Annotated in this window: 21 protein-coding genes and 1 pseudogene; 13 read left to right on the top strand and 9 right to left on the bottom strand. The window is 60.7% G+C overall.

Features of this window, described 5'->3' with window-relative positions:
• The first annotated feature begins 229 nt into the window (after positions 1-229).
• Together J3A65_RS10090 and J3A65_RS10085 are read left to right on the top strand one after the other, a co-directional pair.
• Positions 230-598, top strand: coding sequence for an Hpt domain-containing protein (locus J3A65_RS10090; RefSeq protein WP_062456603.1), 369 nt, complete (start codon positions 230-232; stop codon positions 596-598).
• A 119-nt stretch (positions 599-717) separates the two neighbouring features.
• A complete protein-coding gene (locus J3A65_RS10085) occupies positions 718-1,038 on the top strand; it encodes a 2Fe-2S iron-sulfur cluster-binding protein (RefSeq protein ID WP_062456606.1) in 321 nt (106 codons plus the stop codon).
• Between the two features lie 448 nt (positions 1,039-1,486).
• On the opposite strand, the gene J3A65_RS10080 is transcribed toward J3A65_RS10085, so the two are convergent.
• Positions 1,487-2,101: a DUF922 domain-containing protein gene (locus tag J3A65_RS10080; RefSeq protein WP_184653265.1), complete on the bottom strand. Its 615-nt coding sequence runs from the start codon at positions 2,099-2,101 to the stop codon at positions 1,487-1,489.
• A gap of 181 nt (positions 2,102-2,282) precedes the next feature.
• Between J3A65_RS10080 and folP the strand changes: the two genes are divergently transcribed.
• Genes folP through folK form a run of 3 tightly spaced genes read left to right on the top strand, consistent with a single transcriptional unit; the run spans position 2,283 to position 3,950 of the window.
• Complete coding sequence (gene folP / locus J3A65_RS10075) at positions 2,283-3,074, top strand: dihydropteroate synthase (RefSeq protein ID WP_209903436.1); 792 nt, start codon at positions 2,283-2,285, stop codon at positions 3,072-3,074.
• A complete protein-coding gene (gene folB / locus J3A65_RS10070) occupies positions 3,074-3,439 on the top strand; it encodes a dihydroneopterin aldolase (protein ID WP_174196599.1) in 366 nt (121 codons plus the stop codon). The genes folP and folB overlap by 1 nt, the downstream gene beginning before the upstream one ends.
• The gene (gene folK, locus J3A65_RS10065) at positions 3,408-3,950 is read left to right on the top strand and encodes a 2-amino-4-hydroxy-6-hydroxymethyldihydropteridine diphosphokinase (RefSeq protein ID WP_245341508.1); all 543 of its coding nucleotides are present in this window, start codon (positions 3,408-3,410) and stop codon (positions 3,948-3,950) included. Before folB ends, folK begins: the two co-directional genes overlap by 32 nt.
• Here the strand turns inward: folK and J3A65_RS10060 are convergent.
• The 4 genes from J3A65_RS10060 to J3A65_RS10045 form a co-directional block, all read right to left on the bottom strand.
• On the bottom strand, positions 3,940-4,494 hold the full coding sequence (locus J3A65_RS10060) for a hypothetical protein (protein WP_062456618.1): 555 nt from the start codon (positions 4,492-4,494) through the stop codon (positions 3,940-3,942). The genes folK and J3A65_RS10060 overlap by 11 nt on opposite strands.
• Positions 4,495-4,597: 103 nt before the next feature.
• Positions 4,598-5,671 carry a TIGR01620 family protein gene (locus J3A65_RS10055; RefSeq protein WP_209900986.1) on the bottom strand — a complete coding sequence of 358 codons (1,074 nt, stop codon included), beginning with the start codon at positions 5,669-5,671 and terminating at the stop codon, positions 4,598-4,600.
• Positions 5,668-7,134 (bottom strand): YcjX family protein, encoded by a 1,467-nt coding sequence (locus J3A65_RS10050; protein ID WP_062456623.1) that lies wholly within the window; start codon positions 7,132-7,134, stop codon positions 5,668-5,670. The genes J3A65_RS10055 and J3A65_RS10050 overlap by 4 nt, the downstream gene beginning before the upstream one ends.
• A gap of 81 nt (positions 7,135-7,215) precedes the next feature.
• Positions 7,216-7,725: a histidine phosphatase family protein gene (locus tag J3A65_RS10045; RefSeq protein WP_209903431.1), complete on the bottom strand. Its 510-nt coding sequence runs from the start codon at positions 7,723-7,725 to the stop codon at positions 7,216-7,218.
• A gap of 265 nt (positions 7,726-7,990) precedes the next feature.
• On the opposite strand from J3A65_RS10045, the gene dksA reads away from it, so the two are divergent.
• Positions 7,991-8,410 carry an RNA polymerase-binding protein DksA gene (gene dksA / locus J3A65_RS10040; protein WP_062456626.1) on the top strand — a complete coding sequence of 140 codons (420 nt, stop codon included), beginning with the start codon at positions 7,991-7,993 and terminating at the stop codon, positions 8,408-8,410.
• A 106-nt stretch (positions 8,411-8,516) separates the two neighbouring features.
• Here the strand turns inward: dksA and J3A65_RS10035 are convergent, their stop codons facing one another.
• Positions 8,517-9,605, bottom strand: coding sequence for a flagellar biosynthetic protein FliO (locus J3A65_RS10035; protein WP_209900984.1), 1,089 nt, complete (start codon positions 9,603-9,605; stop codon positions 8,517-8,519).
• A 275-nt stretch (positions 9,606-9,880) separates the two neighbouring features.
• Between J3A65_RS10035 and J3A65_RS10030 the strand changes: the two genes are divergently transcribed.
• The 7 genes and pseudogenes from J3A65_RS10030 (at position 9,881) to J3A65_RS10005 (ending at position 19,290) form a co-directional block, all read left to right on the top strand.
• Positions 9,881-12,502 (top strand): PAS domain-containing sensor histidine kinase, encoded by a 2,622-nt coding sequence (locus J3A65_RS10030; RefSeq protein WP_092660830.1) that lies wholly within the window; start codon positions 9,881-9,883, stop codon positions 12,500-12,502.
• A gap of 245 nt (positions 12,503-12,747) precedes the next feature.
• Complete coding sequence (gene recA / locus J3A65_RS10025) at positions 12,748-13,836, top strand: recombinase RecA (RefSeq protein WP_062456635.1); 1,089 nt, start codon at positions 12,748-12,750, stop codon at positions 13,834-13,836.
• Positions 13,837-14,066: 230 nt separating this feature from the next.
• Positions 14,067-16,724 carry an alanine--tRNA ligase gene (gene alaS, locus J3A65_RS10020; protein WP_209900982.1) on the top strand — a complete coding sequence of 886 codons (2,658 nt, stop codon included), beginning with the start codon at positions 14,067-14,069 and terminating at the stop codon, positions 16,722-16,724.
• A gap of 53 nt (positions 16,725-16,777) precedes the next feature.
• Positions 16,778-17,644, top strand: coding sequence for a tRNA 2-thiocytidine(32) synthetase TtcA (gene ttcA / locus J3A65_RS10015; RefSeq protein ID WP_184653251.1), 867 nt, complete (start codon positions 16,778-16,780; stop codon positions 17,642-17,644).
• A 40-nt stretch (positions 17,645-17,684) separates the two neighbouring features.
• Positions 17,685-18,509 (top strand): inositol monophosphatase, encoded by an 825-nt coding sequence (locus J3A65_RS10010; protein WP_209900980.1) that lies wholly within the window; start codon positions 17,685-17,687, stop codon positions 18,507-18,509.
• A gap of 96 nt (positions 18,510-18,605) precedes the next feature.
• Positions 18,606-18,821: pseudogene (locus J3A65_RS23545) on the top strand (ArsR family transcriptional regulator); the annotation flags it as partial.
• On the top strand, positions 18,805-19,290 hold the full coding sequence (locus J3A65_RS10005; protein ID WP_209900978.1) for an SRPBCC domain-containing protein: 486 nt from the start codon (positions 18,805-18,807) through the stop codon (positions 19,288-19,290). The pseudogene J3A65_RS23545 and the gene J3A65_RS10005, both read left to right, overlap by 17 nt.
• A gap of 158 nt (positions 19,291-19,448) precedes the next feature.
• Here the strand turns inward: J3A65_RS10005 and J3A65_RS10000 are convergent, their stop codons facing one another.
• The 3 genes from J3A65_RS10000 to grxD all read right to left on the bottom strand — a co-directional run bounded on the left by J3A65_RS10000 (position 19,449) and on the right by grxD (position 21,756).
• Positions 19,449-19,886 (bottom strand): GNAT family N-acetyltransferase, encoded by a 438-nt coding sequence (locus J3A65_RS10000; RefSeq protein ID WP_209900976.1) that lies wholly within the window; start codon positions 19,884-19,886, stop codon positions 19,449-19,451.
• A gap of 213 nt (positions 19,887-20,099) precedes the next feature.
• The gene (locus tag J3A65_RS09995; RefSeq protein ID WP_209903429.1) at positions 20,100-21,305 is read right to left on the bottom strand and encodes a multidrug effflux MFS transporter; all 1,206 of its coding nucleotides are present in this window, start codon (positions 21,303-21,305) and stop codon (positions 20,100-20,102) included.
• 118 nt (positions 21,306-21,423) lie between these two features.
• Positions 21,424-21,756 carry a Grx4 family monothiol glutaredoxin gene (gene grxD, locus J3A65_RS09990; RefSeq protein ID WP_062456655.1) on the bottom strand — a complete coding sequence of 111 codons (333 nt, stop codon included), beginning with the start codon at positions 21,754-21,756 and terminating at the stop codon, positions 21,424-21,426.
• Positions 21,757-21,785 lie beyond the last annotated feature (29 nt).

Genomic DNA, 21,785 nt, shown 5'->3' with positions numbered 1-21,785 from the left:
CGTGTCTTTCACACAATTGCTCGGCCGGGATCGGCCCGGAAAGCAGATTTGTTGTTAACAGAATTTAAACCACGTAAAATGTCGAAACCCCTGACATTCCCTGAGGTTGATGGAAATTAACCATGTCCCGAAATTTGCGCCGTGATTGTGCCGGAATTTAACGGGATAGGCAGCCGCTGTCCCGCATCACTGGGACGCATGATTGAGCCCCAAAGAGGAACAGAGTTTCATGTCAGCGGCGAATACTGCTTTTTCAACGCCCACTAGCCCGCGCGGGGCATGTCCTTCGCAGTCGCGCCCGATCGATCTCGTGCATCTTGCCCGCCAGACGATGGGCGACAAGACACTGGAAAACGAAGTGCTGATGATGTTTGCCCGCAACGCCCGCCGGGCGCTGCAGGACATGACGGGCGCAGACGCTGCCGGGGTTGCGATGACGGCGCATCGCCTGAGGGGTGCTGCATCTGCGGTCGGCGCGTTCGGCGTTTCCAAAGCTGCAGAAAAACTCGAAGCAGACGGTGCCGACGCCGCGCATTTGGCCGCGCTTGCCGCGTGTGTCGTGGAAGCCGAGAACTTCATCCTGAAACTCTGCCGCTGATCCGTGACAGTTGGAGGGCGCCGCAAGACAACGGCGCGTCGTCCGTTCGTGTTGACTGGACCGGTGATTTATCGGAAGACAACCGGCCAAGACTGCCACTCAATGCGGATTTCCTGATCATGACGAAACTGACCCTCGTTGCCTTCGACGGTACGCGCTTCGATATCGAAGCTGACAACGGCTCCACGGTAATGGAGAACGCCGTGCGCAATTCCGTGCCAGGCATAGAGGCCGAATGCGGCGGCGCCTGTGCCTGTGCCACCTGTCATGTCTATGTCGACGATGGCTGGACCGAAAAGGTCGGTCCTCCGGCAGCGATGGAAGAAGACATGCTCGACTTCGCCTTTGAGGTGAAGCCGACCTCGCGGCTGTCCTGTCAGATCAAGATCAAGGCCGATCTCGACGGTCTGATCGTGCACGTTCCAGAACGTCAGGCCTGAACCAAACCAGACGACCCTCTTCCAAAAAAATGCCTCGCTGCGCAGTTAGCGCAAGCGAGGCAAGGCAGGCGCATAGCCGCAAGGCGAGGGAGGAAAACGCCTGCGGCCGCAATTGCGCCGGGGAGACCTGTGAAGCTTGTACAAGGCAACAACGCGGGACCTCTCTCGGTCCAAGTGCCTGATCGCGGCCGCGAACATCTGCGGCGCCTGAACTGGTGGATCCGGGCACCGTGGCCGGGATCACGGGCGGCTGGATGACCCTTGATATGGGTCGTTGGCAGCGCCGTTCTGTTGCTACGGTTTTAGCCCAGACACACACATTAGTATATTGTTATAAGTCACCGATGAATGACAGGGTGGTGCGAAAGCTCCGCGCAAGTCTCGGGAAAGGTCGGGCTACGGGTCGGTGGATTGGCTGTGCCGATCGATGTCGTCTTTCGCTGCCCGATCAGTCGCGCTTCATCCGGTATTTCAGAAGACGGGTCATCCGCTCGTCGAAGTTCTTCGACTCGACCTGGTCGAACCGCATCTGTTCCCGGTCGTGTGCTTCCAGAAGATCGCGAGTCGCATCGGCCACCTTCTTTTCGAGACTATCGCAACTGCTGGGCGTCGATAGGTCCAGAAGCTGTCTCTCGAGAATGCGGGCGTGGGTGCGGGCAATCTCGGCATGGCGTTCTTCGTGGCGCTTGATGTCTGCCGAAAGCGTGTCCCATATCATGCCAAGATCCGCGTCTGCACGACGTCGATTGATCCAGCGTGGCAGAACGATATGGGTACGCAGTGTGACCCTTGCGGCGCCGACCGTGCAGCGATTGGCGCGCTCGACATAGGTCACTTCCCCGCCGAATTTGATTTCGGTTGCACCGGGATGACGGTGGCCGGTCGTGCGGGTCAGCGGACCGCGTTTTTCCAGCTCCTTGTCGAGGTCTTCGGCAGTTTTGCCGCCGATCTGAAAATACGAGTAAGTCTTGGTGATGATCGGTGCGGCCGATGCGGGAGAGGCGAATACGCCTGCAAGAAGTACGGTACCGATGGAACGGCGAACCGCGCGCATTGAAAACATTCTGTGGCCTGCAACGTTGAACTTTAAAAGAGCTTGGGGCATAGCGAGACCAAGCGCAACACGAGGTCCCTGAATTTTGCGTCAACTCTCCAAAGATGATTGGCCGGTGATATCGCGGCGCAACACGCACTGGCAATTGGCGCGCGGACGCGTGCTGGAACTCGGCGCGCAAGGCCATATCATGGCGATCGTCAACGTGACCCCAGACTCGTTTTCCGACGGCGGTCGGCATGCGCAAACGGATGGCGCCGTGCGGCATGCGCTGAGCTGCGTCGCCGAAGGTGCTGCCATCCTCGATATCGGTGGCGAATCGACACGGCCCGGCGCGGCGGCGGTGACGCCTGCCGAAGAACAGGATCGCATCCTGCCGGTGATCGAGAAGCTTGTCGGCGAAACCGACGCTATGATCTCGGTCGATACCTATCGTGCGGTAACGGCGCGGCTGGCGATGGCTGCCGGCGCCCACGTCATCAATGACGTACATGGACTTCAGCGCGAACCCGACATGGCTGATGTCGCGGCCGAGACAGGTGCTGGTATCTGCATCATGCATACGGGACGCGACCGGACGGATCGACGTGCGGACATGATCGAAGACCAGCAGTATTTCCTCACGCGGTCTCTCAAGATCGCGCATGCTGCCGGGATCAAGGATGCGGCGATCGTGCTCGATCCCGGGTTCGGATTTGCCAAGAACCGGGACGACGACATGGAACTGATCGCCCGATTCGGCGAGTTGCATACGTTCGGATTTCCGTTGCTCGCGGGGACGTCGCGAAAGCGGTTTATCGGTGCGGTCACGATGCGGGATCCGGCCGATCAGCGGGATATCGGCACAGCGGCAACGACAGCGATTCTCAGGCTTGCCGGGGCTGCGATCTTCCGGGTCCATAACGTGGCGGCCAACCGCGATGCACTGCTGATGGCAGATGCGGTTCTGGCATCCCATGCAGCACGAGGTAAGGACATCTGATGGGGACCTACAGCATCGCCCTCAAGAACTGCGCGTTCTTCGCTCGTCATGGAGCCTTTGCGGAAGAAGAGAGGCTCGGTCAGCGATTCTATGTCGATCTCGTCATGCATGTGGATGCCGAAGAAGCGCTGGAGGACGACAACGTCGAGAGCACCGTGCACTATGGCGAAGCCTATGAAATCGTCGAGAGGATCGTGACCGGCACGCGCCGCAACCTGATCGAGACGCTGGCCAAGGACATCGCTAAGGCGCTTTGCGCCTGGTCGTCGCAGATCCGAAGGGTCGAGGTGACGGTGCGCAAGCCGAGCGTGCCGATCCCGGGAATTCTTGATCATGCCGAAGTCAGGATCGAGCATGTCGCGTGACGGCTCGATGGAATTGGTAGCCCTTGGGCTCGGCGGTAACGTCGGTGATCCGCGGGCCGCGATGGCGGATGCGTTGAGGGAACTTGATGCCCGATCGGACTGTCGGGTGCTCGCCGTATCCCGGCTTTATGCCACGCCGCCATGGGGAAAGACGGATCAGGCCGAGTTCCTGAACTGCTGCGCCCTGATCGAGACCTCGCTTCATCCCGAGTCGCTTCTCGATGTCTGTCTTGATATGGAAAGGCGGCGCAAGCGTGAGCGCGTCGAGCGCTGGGGCCCGAGAACCATCGATATCGACATCCTGACCTACGGCGACAGCGCGTATCACTCCGAGACGCTGGAGCTTCCCCATCCGCGCATGACGGCGAGGGGCTTTGTGATGATGCCGCTTGCCGATGTCGCGCCCGAAATGGTCCTCGGACAGAAAAATGTCCGCGACTGGCTGGCAGAGGCGGACATCGAAGGCATTAGGATCGCTGACGCAGACAGGGATTGGTGGATTAGGGCTTGATCGAACCGACGGCGATCGAATCCAGATCGCGATCCAGCGACAGGCCGATCACGGGCACCATCTGGTCTTCGACCTTCACCGAAATGGTGATGTTCATCTTGTTTTCGCCGCGCAGGCTGGCGACCATTGCGCCGTTCAGCTGTGCACGGTTGATGCCCATCACGACCTTGTCGCCATTGACGGAGCCGGAGACGATGTCGAGGCCCTTGCCCTGGGCGCCGTCCAGGAACTTGCCGGAATAACCGGTGCTGCTCTGGCTGATGACCGCGGACATCGGCTGCTGGAAAACGCCGACGCGGCAGGTGCCATCGAGCTTGATGCCGACAGTGCCATCCGGCTGTGCAGCGCCAATCAGGTTGCAGCTGAACTTCGTACCCTTGTACTTGCCCGCGACGATTTCGCCCGGACCCTTCCAGACGCCACCGACCTGCTGGAAAAAGGATTTGTCACGCGAAGCCGCGGAGGCCTCCGGTGCCAGGGCGGGAGCAGTTGCGATGGTCAGTGCAACGATGCCACCGAAAAGCGAAAAGAAGCGCGAATACATGTGCTTTCCCTTGGAAACCAGAAACTTCAAGTGCCTCGCAAATTAGCTTGGAATGGTTAATGACTGGTATCTTTTCGGGTCATTAAGGGTCACAGAGGCGCGATCAATCGGTCTTGCGCGGGCCGACGGGAGAGATGTCGGACATGAAATCGCCGATCCCCGGGCGCTTCACAGCGCGGAAGGGAAGTGGGCGGCAAAGATCCATCGCGGCAATGCCGATACGCGCCGTCAGTAGGCCGTTGATGACACCTTCGCCGAGTTTGCTTGAAAGCCTCGATGCCAAACCATGGCCCAGAACCTGCTGCGCGATTCCGTCTCCAACCGCGATCGAACCTGTTACCGCCAGATGCGCCATCACGTCCCGCACGAGCTTCAACAGTCCGAGCGTGCCTGGGCGCCCGCCGTAGAGGTCCGCCATCGCGCGGATCAGTCGTGTCACCTCGAACAGGACATAGACGAGATCAACGACCGCGCGGGGGCTGGCAGCGGTGACGACCGAGACCCGTTTCGAGGCGCCAAGAATGAGGACGCGTGCCTGCCGGTCGAGCGGCGACAGGAGTTCTCGCTCGGCGAGATCGATGAGTTGTGGCCCGTCGATGATGTCGTCTTTCGTCGCATCGAGCGCGGCACGTCCGCGGGCGGTCTCCGCCCGGTGACCTGTCAGTTTCGTGAGCGCGGCGACGACGGTTCTGGCTGCCGTCGGCCTTGGCGATTTCAGGGCGTCTTCCGCTTGCGTCTTCAGCGTCTGGACCGCAGCAAGCCGCATCATCCCGATGATTTCGCGACCGACCATGACCAGAAGCGCGACGATGCCGACGCCCAACGCTGCCGCTGCGGCGTAACCGAGCCAGTCGGATCGTGCGAAGAGATCCCGGATGATCCGATCTGCCCAGAGGCCGAAGGCGAGCGACAGGAACGTGCCGAAGGCGGCGGCTGCGAGGTTGGCGAAGGAGAATCGCTTCCGCTTGACCGGTACTGCGACGGCCAGCGCGTCTGCTGAAAGTTCCTGCGGGCTGATGAACGGATCGAGCTCGTCCGGCGTGATGGCGATGCCATCGTCAAACCGGCGGGGTGCGCGGTTCGGGTGGGTCTGCGGCTCTTCTTTAGTCGGAATGTCGTCGTCTACGACGAAGGAAGTTGGGCGGCGGCGGTCATCGGTGATCTTGCGGTCGGTCATGCGAGGCGATCTCCCAGCAGAAACTGCATGGCGCGGTCGAGCCTGATATGCGGGACCGATAGGGTAATGCCGCCCTTTTCGTCGAGAGCCGGGGGACGGAAGCGCACCACGTTGACATCCGGAAGCTCGGAGCCCGGCTGACCGAGCTGCCGAAACAAGGCTTCCGGGTCGGCCGGAAGGTCGCCAGGGAAGATCGCCGTCTGCCGCGTGCCGTCGAAGACTTCGCCATTGATGGTTTCGCCTGCCATCGGTGTGCCGACTATGACCGGCAGTTGGTGACTGCCGTCCTTCACGGAAGCTTCACGCGTGGCGCGCACGGAGGCGATTGCCATCACGTCGATGCCGGCGCCGGCCATGCCGATCCGCTCGATGGCGCGGTCGACGAGGCGGCCGGTCAGGCGTTCCAGCCGGTCGTGGCTTTCGTGATGCAGATGGTCGGCCTTGGTGGCTGCGACCAGCACCTTGTCGATGCGCCGGCCGACCAGCGACGAGAAGAAGCTGTTGTGGCCGGGACGGAAGCAGGCGAGTACGTCGGTCAGTGCGCGTTCCAGATCCTGCACGGCCTCAGGGCCACGGTTGATCGCCTGGAGCGCGTCGATCAGCACGATCTGCCGGTCGAGACGCGCGAAATGCTCGCGGAAGAAGGGTTTGACGACGATTGTCTTGTAGGCGTCGTAGCGGCGCTCCATCATCGCCCGGAACGACCCCTTCGGGGCCGGCGTATCCGGAAGATCGGCGAGGGGCGCAAAGGTGAGGGCGGGCGAACCTTCCAGGTCGCCGGGCATCAGAAATCGCCCGGGCGGCAGGGTGGAGAGCGAGCGCTCATCGGATTTGCAGGCTTTCAGGTAGGCCGCAAAACTCTCGGCCAGCCGACGCGCGGTTCCTTCGTCCGCCGGTGCGTCCATGTCTATGCCGGAGGCGAACGAAAGCCAGTCCTTCGACAACTCGGCGCGAATGCCGGTCCGGGCAAGGTCTACCGTGTTGCGGCTGAAGGTCTCGTAATCCTGTGCCAGCAGCGGGAGGTCGAGCAGCCATTCGCCGGGGTAGTCGACGATGTCGATCGACAGGCGGCCGCGGGAAAACATCCGGTTCCATCCACTGGCGCTTTGGTATTCCAGCGTGACGCGGAGTTCCGAGATCGCGCGCGTCGAGTCCGGCCAGATCCGTTCGCGCACCAGTGCGTCGATGTGATCCTCATACTGGAAGCGCGGTATCGCGTCGTCCGGCTGCTGCTCGAGCCGAGCCTGCGAGACCCGCCCGGATCGCATTGCCTCGAACAGTGGCAGCCGGCCGCCGTTCAGGAGATTGTGGACAAGCGACGAGATGAACACCGTCTTGCCGGCACGCGACAAGCCGGTAACGCCAAGCCGCATAGACGGGTTGACCAAGTTCGAGGCGCGATCGGCGAGGTTATCGAGAGCAATTTTCGCGTCGTCGGTGATACTGGTGAGCGCTGGCGGCAAGGTGTCGTCCCAAAACTGTTTGTCGCTATATAGGGACCGTCAGGCAATGCGCAAAGGGATGGGATGCCTTGGAATCTGTGGTCACGGCGTGAGGAAATCCGTCAGGTTCCATGCGGGTCGCGAGCCGTCGCTTCGGCCTGCGTGATCGATGACAGCAAGGCCTGCCGTCGGATACCCTGAGGGCAGGGCGCGGGCTGCATGCTCTTTTCCGATCAGTTCCCCGAACACGTCCTCGATCGTCGGGTTATGCCCGACGAGCATCACCGATCCGCTGCGGTCGCTGGTGAAAATCAGCGCGAGATAGGTGCCGACCGATCCGTTGTAGACCTCGTCGATGAATTCGGGCTCGATGGTTTCGCTGATTGCGCGGCGCACCGCCTCCGCAGTCTGGCGGCAACGCATAGCCGTCGAACTGATGACAGCGTCGGGGCGGTAGCGACGGTCCGCCGCCTTGTCGGCAACGATTTCCGCTTCCGCGAAACCATCCGTCGTCAGTGTTCGATCGAAATCTCTCTGACCCTGTTCCGGGTTGGCCGCCCGGCCGTGCCGGAGAAGGTAGATGCGTGACGGCGGCGGCGCGAGTGTCGGCATATCGGTGAAAGACGCCATTTCATTCTCCTTTGACCGCCTGGACGGTAATTCCGTGACTTCTGAACTTCAACCACGCCTGCGCCATGATTGCCAGTTGCGCTGCCCAGGAACCGGTTTCAACCGAAGTCGATTAAAGCATAGAAAATAGTCATTTAGCTGATTTTTGTGACAATTTTAAAATTGCCTCAATAACGAGCGGAAGGCTTGAACCGGAACAACCAAAGCGATATAGAGCGGCCACGAGATGTTCTTCAGGAGAATCGCGTTGAGTGAGAAGATCGATCTTAGCAATTATGTACTCTCGGAAACCGACGAGTTCATGAATGCAAACCAGAAGGCGTATTTCCGGGCAAAACTGACGGCCTGGAGAAACGATATCCTGCGGGAGGCGCGGGAGACTCTGGATCATCTGGCAGAGGAAAGTGCCAACCATCCCGATCTGGCCGATCGCGCATCTTCGGAAACCGATAGAGCCATCGAGCTTCGTGCCCGTGACCGGCAGCGCAAGTTGATCTCCAAGATCGACGCGGCGATGCAGCGCATCGACGACGGGACCTATGGCTATTGCGAAGAAACCGGCGAGCCAATCGGACTGAAGCGTCTTGACGCCCGGCCGATCGCAACCCTGTCGATCGAGGCCCAGGAGCGGCACGAGCGTCGCGAAAAGGTCTATCGCGACGAATGATTTCTGCTTGACGCATGGTCTACGGCAGAAACGACAAAAGGCACGGGAAACCGTGCCTTTTGTCGTTTGATGTCATGGATACGTGCAAAGCCCGCGGCCCTGCATGTCATTTATCGCGCGTGGCGGACATTTCCCCAAATATACGGGCGACTTCGTCCTGAAGTGATGGCTCGGCAGTCGCGCCGGTAATCGGTGCGACAGCAGGATCGCGCTGCGGCAACTGGCGGTTTGGTGCAGGCGCTGCGATCGTCTCGCGGCCGGCGTTTTCCCGCGCCGCAAGGTTTTGTGCCATTTCCTCTTCCAGAATTTTCTCGAAATCGCTCCCGAGCATCTTCGGCTTTTCGAGGGCCGGCTGTCCGCCGGTCGAGAGGTCCTCCGGATTGATCGGGACAACGCGTGACGGTTCTGTCGGCTGGTCGGGCTCGGCGTGAGCAAGAACCCGACTGCGCGCGGCTTCAAGCGCGTTTGCCGCATCGTCGACCCTGGATGGTGCAGGCTGCGGGATCGCCATGATCGCTGCCGCGGCGATCGGCGCTGCGGCAACGCCAGCGGCTGTCGAAACCGTTGCCGGGATGACGACGGTCGGTGCCGGACGCTGTGGCTCGGGGGCGGACTGTCTTGCTGGCGGATCCAGTCGCTGCGGGGCGGGTGGTGATACGGACGCAGTCGGCGTCGGCTCCGACCGGGATACCGGGCTCACAGGGCGAGCGGGAATGGGAGATGGCTGGGTCGCGAGTGGTGGCTTCGCACGCGGGGTGTCGTCGCGCACAGAAATCTCCCGCATGGGCTCAGGCCGTTCGGCCTCTGGCAGAGCTGCCGGGCGAGGGTCCGGACGCTGCCTCTGGGCAAGTGCGGGACGCGGTTCAGAAGGCGCGCTTTCAATGGCGGAGGGCTGTGAGGGCGAGTTCGTCGCGATGCCGGTTTCGATCACGATATCGGTCGGCCCGCCGATCATGACGAGGTGCTCCACGCCGTCGCGGCGGATCAGCACGAGGCGGCGACGTGCATCGACGGCTGCCGCATCCAGCACCTGCAGCCGCGGATTGCGGTTGCGTCCCCCGCGGACGAACGGCGACGGTCCATTGCGACCGCGCAGCATCCACAAGATGCCGAACAGGAAAAGAAGCCCAATGCCGACACCGAGGACCGCGATAACCATCCGGCTGCCATAGGCGCCCATCAGTTCTTCGGCCATATGCTGATACTCCTCATGCCAATCGTCACATTTGAAAAGACGACAATTTTCGCTTCGATCAAGGGGTGCTGCGATGCTGTCTTGATGGAAAACATCACTTCGGAGAGGAAAGATAGGGCACAAGTCTTCACTGTCCCGGGTTTTCTGGCACAACGGAGCTTTTTGCGTCGCCGACAACTTGCTAAGAAGGAATCATAGGGTTTTCGGCTCCGTGGAGCATGACGGCCGCAGTAGGATGGCTTCGGCAGTCGGCCGTTGCGAAATGCGAGGGATTGATGACGAAGTTGCAGCAGGGCGGCAACTACGAGACCCCACTGGTCGAGCGTAAGACGCGGGGTGGAACCATTCTTCGGATCGTGCTTCTGGCGCTGGTGCTGCTGGGCGTTGCAGTCGCTTTTGTGGTTTTTCAGCAGGCACTCGACAATGAGATTGTGCTCGGCCTGCTGGGCATCCTTGCCATGGTCGGCATATTTTTCCTCGTCTCTTCGATGATAGGCCTCGTGGAAGTCATGCCGCAATCGCGGTCCGACGATCTCGCCCGCGCTTTCTTGGCCGGCCATCCGGACGGTATCCTGATCACGGACATCAAGGGTCGCATCGTCTACGCGAACGCTGCCTATGGTCGGATGACCGGTGCGACGAAAAAGAGCGATATCCAGTCCCTTGAAACGCTTCTGTCCAAGTCGCGCGAATCCAACGAGGCGCTTTACAGGCTGACATCCGCGCTGCGGGAAGGCCGCGAGGGTCATGAAGAATTCCGCCTGCTGCAGCCGCTTGGCCGCAGCACGGGCACTGCCGTCGTTGGAGAGAATGGTGCGGGCGCCTTCTGGTACAGGCTGAAGGCCGGCCTTCTGGCGGGTTCGGGAAACAACAAGGCGCAGCTCGACATCTGGCAGATTACCGACACGACCTCGGAACGGTCGGACCAGGAGCGTTTCTTTCGCGAACTGCAAAACGCCATCGACTACCTCGATCATGCGCCGGTCGGGTTCTTTTCCGCGGGCAAGAAGGGCGAGATCTTTTATCTCAACGCCACGCTGGCTGAATGGCTGGGTCTCGATCTGACCAAGTTTTCTCCGGGATCGATGACGATCGACGATCTCGTGGCGGGCGAGGGCATGGCGCTGATCCAGTCGGTTCAACCGGCGCCAGGCCTGAAGCGCACGGAGACGCTCGATCTCGACCTGCGCCGTGCCAACGGCCAGAGCCTGCCGGTGCGGCTTGTTCACAGCGTCAGCTCCATGCGCGACGGTGCGCCCGGCGAAAGCCGCAGTGTCGTGATCAACCGGCCGCATGGTGAGGACACCGATCAATCCGCGTCGGCGATGCGTTTCACGCGCTTTTTCAACAACACGCCGATGGCCATTGCGTCCGTTGATGGCGAAGGCCGGATCCTGCGCATCAATGCGCCGTTCCTGCGACTGTTCGCCGGGGTTCTGACCCGAGACGACGTGGAAAGTGGTGCGTCGCTGGAGCGTATCGCGCACGAGACGACCCGCGATCAGCTGATGGCGGCGCTTGCTGCCGCACGCGACCGGCAGGGCGACATTACTCCGATCGATTCGCGGCATCCGGGCGACGAGACCCGCTATCTGCGTTTCTACGTCAATGCGGTGATCGACGAGAGCGACGAGGCGCCGGAAGAGGCGGCCATCATCTATTCCGTCGAGACGACCGAGCAGAAGGCGCTCGAGACGCAAATGGCGCAGACCCAGAAGCTAAATGCGGTCGGCACGCTGGCAGGCGGTATCGCGCACGATTTTAACAACGTGCTGACGGCTATCCTTCTGTCGTCCGATCACCTGCTTTTGCAGGCGCGTCCGTCCGACGCGAGCTTCGCCGATCTGATGGAAATCAAGCGCAATGCCAACCGGGCCGCCGTTCTGGTGCGCCAGCTTCTGGCCTTCTCGCGCAAGCAGACGATGCGTCCGGCGGTTCTGAACCTCACCGATGTGGTGGGCGACCTGCGCATGCTGGTCGACCGGCTGATTTCCGGCACCAATGTCAAGCTCGATGTCGACTACGGGCGTGACCTGTGGCCGGTGCGTACCGACCTGTCGCAGTTCGAGCAGGTTCTGATCAACCTCTGCGTCAACGCGCGCGATGCGATGCCGCAGGGGGGCACGATCCTGATCAAGACCCGCAATGTGACGGCCGAGGAAACGAGCAGCTTCCATCAGGCCGATCTGCCGGCGGAAGATCTCGTGATGGTCGAGGTTGCCGACAGCGGCACGGGCATTCCGCCCGAGATCATGGACAAGATCTTCGAGCCGTTCTTCACCACCAAGGAAGTGGGCAAGGGGACAGGTCTCGGCCTTTCGATGGTCTATGGCATCATCAAACAGTCCGGCGGCTATATCTATCCGGAATCCGAAGTCGGTCGCGGAACGAGTTTCCGGCTGTTCCTGCCGCGTCACATTCCCGAAATACCGGTCATCACGCCAGAGGCCGCAGAGGCTGCAGCTCTGGCAGCCGCACAGCCTGTGGCTTTGAAAGCGCCGGCGGAAGACATGGATCTCACAGGCAAGTCTGCGGTCGTGCTGCTTGTGGAAGATGAAGAAGCGGTTCGCCGGGGTGGCAAGCGCATGCTGGAAACGCGCGGTTATACCGTGCACGAAGCCGGATCCGGCGTCGAAGCACTCGACATCATGGACGAGCTCGAAGGCAAGGTTGATATCGTCGTTTCCGACGTTGTCATGCCTGAGATGGACGGGCCGACGCTTCTGACGGAACTGCGGAAATCCTATCCGGATCTGAAGTTCATCTTCGTCTCCGGATACGCGGAGGACGCGTTTGCGCGCAACCTGCCGGCCGATGCGAAGTTCGGTTTTCTGCCCAAGCCGTTTTCGCTGAAGCAGCTTGCCGTTGCGGTTCGCGAGATGCTCGACTCGGACTGATTTTCCGACCCGCCTGCGAAACTTTATGGAGCCTCGCGATTCGTCCGTCGAATGCGAGGCTCCTTGCTTTAACGCCTGATTTTCCACAGGTTATGCGTGCGTGAACGTTCCGGGAACGAAATCGCGATAACGCATTTCAATCAAGCTGATAAAAGCCTCTTGATTGATGAGAACAAAAAGAGTACACGATGTCCATCGGCTGCTTCATTGCTTGCGTGGCGGCAATAACCTAAAGGTGGGACCTCATGGCACAGAATTCATTGCGGCTCGTAGAGGATAAAGGCGTGGACAAGAGCAAGGCGCTCGAAGCAGCACTCTCACAGATCGAACGTTCCTTCGGTAAGGGATCGATCATGAAGCTTGGCTCGAACGATAGCATCGTCGAGATCGAGACAGTTTCCACCGGTTCCCTGAGCCTTGATATTGCGCTCGGCATCGGCGGTCTGCCGAAGGGCCGTATCGTCGAAATCTATGGTCCGGAAAGCTCGGGCAAGACGACGCTTGCGCTGCAGACCATTGCTGAGGCTCAGAAGGGTGGCGGTGTTTGCGCCTTCGTCGACGCGGAACACGCACTCGATCCGGTCTATGCCCGCAAGCTCGGCGTCGATCTGCATAACCTCCTGATCTCGCAGCCAGACACCGGTGAGCAGGCGCTTGAGATCACCGACACGCTGGTGCGTTCCGGTGCTGTCGACGTTCTCGTCATCGACTCGGTTGCGGCATTGACGCCACGCGCCGAAATCGAAGGCGAAATGGGCGACAGCCTGCCGGGTCTTCAGGCCCGTCTGATGAGCCAGGCACTGCGCAAGCTGACGGCGTCGATCTCCAAGTCGAAGACGATGGTGATCTTCATCAACCAGATCCGCATGAAGATCGGCGTGATGTTCGGTTCGCCGGAAACGACGACAGGCGGTAACGCGCTGAAATTCTACGCGTCCGTCCGTCTCGACATTCGCCGCATCGGCCAGGTCAAGGAACGCGAAGAAGTCGTCGGCAACCAGACACGCGTCAAGGTCGTCAAGAACAAGATGGCGCCTCCCTTCAAGCAGGTCGAATTCGACATCATGTATGGCGAAGGCGTGTCAAAGACCGGCGAGCTCGTCGATCTCGGCGTCAAGGCTGGGATCGTCGAGAAGTCGGGCGCATGGTTCTCCTACAACAGCCAGCGCCTTGGTCAGGGCCGCGAGAACGCGAAGTCGTTCCTGCGAGACAATCCGGAAGTGGCGCGTGAAATCGAGACGTCGCTGCGCCAGAACGCCGGTCTGATCGCGGACAAGTTCCTGCAGAATGGCGGTCCTGATGCCAATGACGGCGACCAGGCCCCGGACCCTTGATCGGACCTGGGTTGGGATGTCGATCTAGGGCATCCTGACGCTGATATTCACCGGTGTTTTCCGGTTTTCAAATCTTGCCGGCCGCCATCTACGAGATGCGCGGCCGGTCTGCGTTCCGGGCGGGTTTGGGATGATTAGGGGTGCTGTGGCTGGACAGTCGGGAACGCGGACGATACAAGCCTTTCGTCTTCGAATAACAGCATCGCACCCGGCGATAAAAAGGGCTTAGCATGAGCGGCGTGAATGAAATCCGGTCGACGTTTCTCGACTATTTCCAAATGAACGGCCACGAGGTTGTGTCCTCGTCCCCGCTTGTGCCGCGCAATGACCCGACGCTGATGTTTACCAATGCCGGTATGGTGCAGTTCAAGAACGTCTTTACCGGTCTTGAAAAGCGCCCCTACACCACGGCCACCACCTCGCAGAAATGCGTACGCGCCGGTGGCAAGCACAACGATCTCGACAATGTCGGTTACACCGCCCGCCATCTGACCTTTTTCGAGATGCTGGGCAACTTCTCGTTCGGCGACTATTTCAAGGAAAACGCGATCGAGCTTGCCTGGAAGCTGGTCACCGAAGGCTTCGATCTGCCCAAGCACCGCTTGCTGGTCACCGTCTATTCGGAAGACGAGGAAGCTGCGACGCTGTGGAAGAAGATCGCCGGCATTTCCGACGACAAGATCATTCGCATTCCCACCTCCGACAACTTCTGGCAGATGGGCGATACCGGCCCCTGCGGTCCGTGTTCGGAAATCTTTATCGATCAGGGCGAGAATGTCTGGGGTGGACCTCCGGGCTCGCCTGAAGAAGACGGCGACCGCTTTCTGGAATTCTGGAACCTCGTCTTTATGCAGTACGAGCAGACGGCACCGGGCGAGCGTTCGCTGCTGCCGCGTCCGTCGATCGATACCGGCATGGGTCTTGAGCGCATGGCCTGCGTTCTGCAGGGCAAGCAGAGCGTGTTCGACACGGACCTGTTCCAGACGCTGATCGGCACGATCGAGGATGTGCTGAGCGTGAAGGCGGAAGGCAGTGCAAGCCACCGCGTCATAGCCGACCATCTGCGGTCCTCCGCCTTCCTGATTGCCGACGGCGTGCTGCCATCCAACGAAGGCCGCGGCTACGTGCTTCGCCGCATCATGCGCCGCGCCATGCGCCATGCGCAGCTGCTCGGTGCCAAAGAACCTGTGATGTACAAGCTGCTGCCGACGCTGGTTCAGGAAATGGGCCGCGCCTATCCGGAACTGGTGCGCGCCGAGGCGCTGACGTCGGAAACGCTGAAGCTTGAGGAAACCCGCTTCCTCAAGACGCTCGAACGTGGTTTGTCGCTGCTTTCGGACGCGACCAGCACGCTCGACAAGGGCGACATGCTCGACGGCGAGACGGCGTTCAAGCTTTACGACACCTATGGCTTCCCGCTCGATCTGACGCAGGATGCGCTCCGCGCCCGCGAAATCGGCGTCGATTTGTCGGGCTTTACCGATGCGATGGAACGCCAAAAGGCGGAAGCCCGCTCGCATTGGGCAGGCTCCGGCGACAAGGCGACCGAAACGGTCTGGTTCGAAATCAAGGAAAAGTTCGGCGCCACCGAATTCCTCGGCTATGACACCGAGACTGCCGAAGGCGTCGTTCAGGCGATCGTCAAGGATGGCAAGGCCATCGACAGTGCCTCGAGCGGCGATGCCGTCCAGATCGTCGTCAGCCAGACGCCGTTTTACGGTGAATCCGGCGGTCAGATGGGCGATGCCGGTCTGATCTCGACCGACCACGCCAAGCTCGAAGTGACCGACGTCCAGAAGCGGGGCGAGGGGCTGTTCGTTCATATCGCGACCGTGACCGAGGGCACGTTAAAGGCTGGCGACGCTGTCATCCTCGCCGTCGATCACGCCCGCCGTTCGCGCCTGCGCTCGAACCATTCAGCCACGCATCTGCTGCATGAAGCCCTGCGCGAAGTGCTCGGCACCCATGTTGCGCAGAAGGGCTCGCTTGTCGCTCCTGAGCGTCTTCGTTTCGACGTGTCGCATCCGAAGCCGATGTCATCCGAGGAATTGCAGGTCGTCGAGGATATGGCCAACGCCATCATCCTGCAGAACGCGCAGGTCACGACGCGCCTGATGAGCGTCGACGATGCGATTGCCGAGGGTGCAATGGCGCTGTTCGGCGAGAAATACGGCGATGAAGTTCGTGTCGTCTCGATGGGCAAGGCTGTCGATGGCCCGAAAGCCGGCAAGCCCTACTCGATCGAACTCTGCGGCGGCACGCATGTCAACGCGACGGGTGATATCGGCCTTGTGCGCATTCTCTCTGAAAGCGCCGTCGGCGCCGGTGTTCGCCGTGTCGAAGCGGTGACGGGGGATGCGGCGCGTGTCTATCTCGCCGAGCAGGATGAGCGCGTGAAGACCTTGTCCGGTGCGCTGAAGGTTCAGCCCGGTGAGCTTGTCTCCCGTGTCGAGGCGCTGATCGACGAGCGTCGCAAGCTCGAGAAGGAACTGGCAGACGCCAAGCGCCGGCTCGCCATGGGTGGCGGTCAGCAGGGTGGTTCTGCCGACGACATCCGTGACATCGCGGGCATCAAGTTCATGGGCAAGGCACTGGCCGGCATCGACGCGAAGGACCTGAAGGGGCTCGCGGACGAAGGCAAGGCCACGCTCGGTTCCGGCATCGTGACGCTGATCGGCGTCTCCGAAGACGGCAAGGCGAGCGCGGTCGTGGCGGTGACGCCTGATCTTATCGGCCGCTTCAGTGCCGTCGATCTGGTGCGGATCGCCTCTGCGGCACTCGGCGGCAAGGGCGGCGGCGGACGGCCGGATATGGCGCAGGCCGGTGGCCCTGACGGTGCCAAGGCCAGTGAAGCGCTGGAAGCCGTGGCCGCAGCGCTCGGCGCCTGAGGATTGGACTGATCGGGCGGCCACTGGCCGCCCGTTTCACATGAGGTTTGGACATGGGATTGAACGCGAGCGTACCAGACGAGATCGACGAGGTCGTGGATGGCCTCGTGCCGTCCCTGTTTCGGGATGCACCGAGTTCGGTCTCGTTCAACAAGTTGCGCAAGCGGCTGCTGCGGCAGGTCCGTCAGGCGTTCGACGATTTCGGCATGCTGAAGGACCAGAAACGCTGGCTGGTCGGCCTGTCGGGTGGCAAGGACAGCTATTCGCTTCTCGCCATTCTGCTCGATCTGCAGTGGCGTGGCCTGCTTCCGGTCGAGCTGCTTGCCTGCAATCTCGATCAGGGACAGCCGAACTTTCCCAAACACATCCTGCCGGATTATCTCACCTCCATCGGAGTCAAGCACCGGATCGAGTATCGCGATACCTATTCGATCGTGAAGGAAAAGGTGCCGGCGGGCGGAACCTACTGCGCGCTCTGTTCGCGGCTTCGGCGCGGCAATCTCTACCGGATCGCCCGTGAAGAGGGGTGTGATGCACTGGTTCTCGGGCACCACCGGGAGGATATTCTCGAAACCTTCTTCATGAACTTCTTTCACGGCGGACGGCTTGCCGGGATGCCCGCAAAGCTTCTGAACGACGAAGGCGACGTGATGGTGCTGCGACCGCTCGCCTATTGCGCCGAGGACGATCTGGCGAAGTTTTCTGCCGCCATGGAATTCCCGATCATCCCGTGCGACCTCTGTGGCTCGCAGGACGGGCTGCAGCGCAATGCGATGAAGGCCATGCTTGCCGATATCGAGACGCGCATGCCGGGCCGCAAGGACACGATGCTGCGGGCGCTGGCGCATGTGAACCCGTCGCATTTGCTTGACTCGAAACTGTTCGACTTCTCCGGCCTCAGCGCCAACCCCGCCACCTGATCCCCAACAAGCTGCTCCCACCACTGCAGGATCTCACACCATGACCATGCCGCTCGATATAGCCAAGCTTGCCGACATCCTGCGCCTTGCGGCGAAGGAAGAGATCCTGCCGCGGTTCCGGCGGCTTGGAAGCGGCGACGTGCGTTCCAAAAGCGAGCCGTCGGATCTTGTGACCGAAGCGGACGAGGCAGCCGAGCGTCTGATCCGCCGCGAGCTTGAAGCGCTGGCGCCTGATGCTCTGTTTGTCGGCGAAGAATCGGTGGCCGCCGATCCGTCCCTGCTGGGCAAGCTTGGAGGTTCGGATTTCGCGATCGTCGTCGATCCTGTCGATGGCACGTTCAATTTCGCCTCCGGCATTCCTGCCTTCGGTGTCATGGCCTCTGTCGTCTGGAAAGGCGAAACGGTGGCCGGCATCATCTACGATCCGATGGGTGACGATTGGGTGATGGCGGAAAAGGGCGCAGGCGCCTTCCTGCGCCGTCCCGACGGCGATGCGGTGCGCCTTGCGGTCGCGGAAGCGACACCGATCGGCGACATGGTCGGAATGGCGTCACCCGGGTATTTCTTCGGCGAGGAGAGAGAGCGGCTGCTGGCCAATCTGGCGAAGGTGCGTTTCTTTGCCAACTATCGATGTGCCGCGCACGAGTATCGCACCTTTGCCGGCGGGCACGTGCAATACCTTCTCTACAACAAGCTCATGCCTTGGGATCATCTGGCGGGCACCCTGATTGCCACGGAGGCCGGCGGTTATGCGGCGCGCTTCGACGGATCCGAGTACCTGCCGAACCACGTGGATGGCGGGCTGCTGGTCGCGACCTGCAAGGACAGCTGGCAGATGCTGCGCCGCGAACTCATCGGCGACTGAGCCTTCAAGGGGTCGGTCCCAGTAGAGGGCGAAACGACACCGTAAGCCAACTCCGTTGTCCTCGTTGAACCCTCGTGTATTTTGGTGCCGGAAGGCGGCATGCGGAAGCATATCCAGGTTCTCGAACGAGCGGGGCTCGTTGTCACCGAGTAGATCGGACGGGTGAGAACCTGCAGGCTTGCGAGACACGGACTTGAGGCGGAGGCCGAGTGCGTAGAGGCGCATCGAAAGCTTTTCGAGGCCCGCTTCGAACCATTGAATGAACTCATCAGTACCATGCAACGGGAGGCAACCGATGAATCAGCAAGTTGACAGGACATCAGTGGAGCGCAGGGGCGATCGTGAATTGGTCGTCATGCGGACATTCAATGCGCCGCCGAGCGCCGTTTTCAGGGCGTGGAGTGAGCCCGAGATGTTCCAGGCCTGGTGGGTGCCAAAATCGGTCCCCGGCCTATCGCTCGTATCGTGCGACATGGACGTGCGTACCGGCGGCAAGTATCGGCTGGAATTCGGTGCTGGCGGCGATTCCGATACCATGGCCTTTTATGGCAAGTATCTCGAGGTCGTACCGAACGAGCGCATTGTCTGGACCAACGACGAGGGCGAAGAGGGCGCGGTCACGACCGTGAGCCTCGAGGACCAAGGCGCCATGACGCTGTTGCGTTTCCACGAGGTCTATCCGTCCAAGGAGGCGCTTGAGGAGGCCCTGCAGGGCTCGGCGGGCGCATTGCCCGAGCAGTTGGACCAGCTCGACGGATTGCTGACCAGCAAAGCTGAGTAGCACGGCTGCGGAAACGCATCGGGCAACATATGCCTTAGGCGCTACCCCACCGAGCTTTTCGCGGGTGGTGAAGGTAAAGCAAACCAATCTCGCGGCGCCGTTCTATGTCCGCAACGGGCCGAAAGGCGTCTTTGGCAGCTTTGCGCCAAAAGGAGACATCACAGCCGTGTCTTCGTGAGTCGAATTTGGTTTCCCTTTGCCACGCGCTCGCTGCCCCAGCCAAGATGCCTGTAGAAGCCCGCCGCACGACTGTCCTTGTCGGTCTCAAGCCAAATCTCGGAATGGTGCTGAAATAGCTCATCCTCCGCGACAAGCACGAGTTGGGTGCCCAAACCTTTTCCTTCATGCGCGGGGAGAACGAATACTGCGAAGAGAGAACCGTCAGCCACGTCGATCATCGAGAAGCCAACGATCTCATCGTTCAAGACAGCAACCCAAGCGCATGGCGACGCATAGATCATCTCAGAGACTGAGTCGTCGGTGATGCCTAATTCAGCAAGACGCTCTCGCGATACGTGGTTCTCTCGCACCGAAGTCCGAACATGAAATAGGGCTGAAACATCAACCGGTTCAGCAAGCCTAATCATTACGGTCATACCTTGTCCTGGAATTCAGCGAACGACCCTGCTGATATCACTCTCGTCCGAAACGATTGTGACGGATTATCGAGGCGTCCGCTCCGGGCCGAAGGCTGGCTCTCTCCGTCAGAGTGTCAATTCGCCCTCTACGGGACCGACCCTTCGAGACAAAGCGGAACCGAAAAAGGCCGGATCGCTCCGGCCTTTTTTGCGCTCTGACGTGATGGACTGTCAGGCCTTGTGGTTGTGGGGCCGGAAGAGCTTTCCCTTTTCGCCGACCAGCACGAAGATCAGGCCGATGACGGAGACGGTAAAGAAGCCTGCCACCATCGGGGTTGCCGTGCCGTCGAAGGCCTGGCCGATGGATGCGCCGATGATTGCGCCGCCGACCGTGCCCATGAAGCCGAGAACGGAGGATGCGGTGCCCGCCACGTGGCCGAGGGGCTCCATTGCCAGCGAATTGAAGTTCGAGGCGATCAGGCCGAACAGGAACATGGCCATGGCGAAGAAGGCCAGGAACAGCAGGAAGGGCATCGGTTCGGATGACAGGAGTTGTACCGTCAGCCACAGGAAGGTGACGACGACGAAGCCGATGATGGCGGCATGCGACAGCTTGCGCATGCCGAGCCTGCCGACCCAGCGGGAGTTGAGAAAGGCCGAGATCGACATGAACAGAGCGACCGCAGCAAACGCCACCGGAAACCAGACGCCGAGCTGGTAGATGCCGACATAGACCTGCTGGGCCGAGTTGATGAAGCCGAACAGCGCACCGAAGATGAAGGTGCTCGCAAGCGTGTAGCAGAGCGCCATGCGGTTGGTGAGCACGATGAGGAAGCCGGCAACGATGGACTTCACCGTGAACGGGCGGACATCGGCTGGATCGAGCGTTTCGGGCAGCTTGCGGGCAACCCAGATGGTGACGATGACCGCGACGACGGCGATGAAGACGAAGATCAGGTGCCAGTCACCAAACAGCAGCACGAGCTGTCCCGTTCCGGGCGCGATGATCGGCACGATCATGAATACCATCATGATGAGAGACATGACTTCCGCCATGGCGCGACCGCCGAACACGTCGCGGACGATCGAGACCGAGATGACGCGGGTCGCGGCCGAGCCGATGCCCTGGATGAAGCGCAGGATGAGCAGGCCCGCAAAGGAGGGGACGAAAACGACAGCGATCGCTGAGACGATATAGATGCCAAGACCGATCAGCAGCGGCGTGCGGCGACCGAAACGGTCAGAGATCGGGCCATAGAAGAGCTGGGCGATGCCAAAGCCGAACAGATATGCCGAGACGACATACTGCCGATGGTTCTCGTTCTCGACGCCGAGTGCTGCGCCGATCTGCTGTAGTCCGGGGAGCATGATATCGATGGCGAGGGCATTGAGTGCCATCAGGGCGGCCATCATGGCAATGAATTGTGCCCTTCCCATGCCTTGCAGCTTTGGGACAACGGGATGTGAAGGATTTGTCACGGGGGATTTCCTAAAGAATGGGAAAGGCGCCGTGGGAGCGGCGCCTTCAAAATTTTGGAGAGTATATCAAGCCGGATCAGGCTGCGCGGACGGTAATGCCCTGTTCCTCGATATGGGTTTTGAGCTCGCCGGACTGGAACATTTCGCGGACGATATCGCATCCGCCAACGAATTCGCCCTTAATGTAGAGCTGCGGGATCGTCGGCCAGTTGGAATAGTCCTTGATGCCCTGGCGGATTTCCGCGTCGGCAAGAACATTCACGCCCTTGTAGTCGAGCCCGAGGTAATCGAGGATCTGGACCACCTGGCCGGAGAAGCCGCACTGGGGGAACTGGGGCGTGCCCTTGAGGAAGAGAACGACGTCGTTCGTCTTGATTTCGTTTGCGATGAAGTCGTGAATGCCGCTCATGATCTTTCCTTTCACATGCGGTTTCAAGG

Origin of the sequence: Rhizobium sp. PvP014 (assembly GCF_017876855.1) — a bacterium.
GTDB lineage: Bacteria > Pseudomonadota > Alphaproteobacteria > Rhizobiales > Rhizobiaceae > Neorhizobium > Neorhizobium soli.
This window is presented reverse-complemented; position numbering and strand designations above follow the sequence as displayed.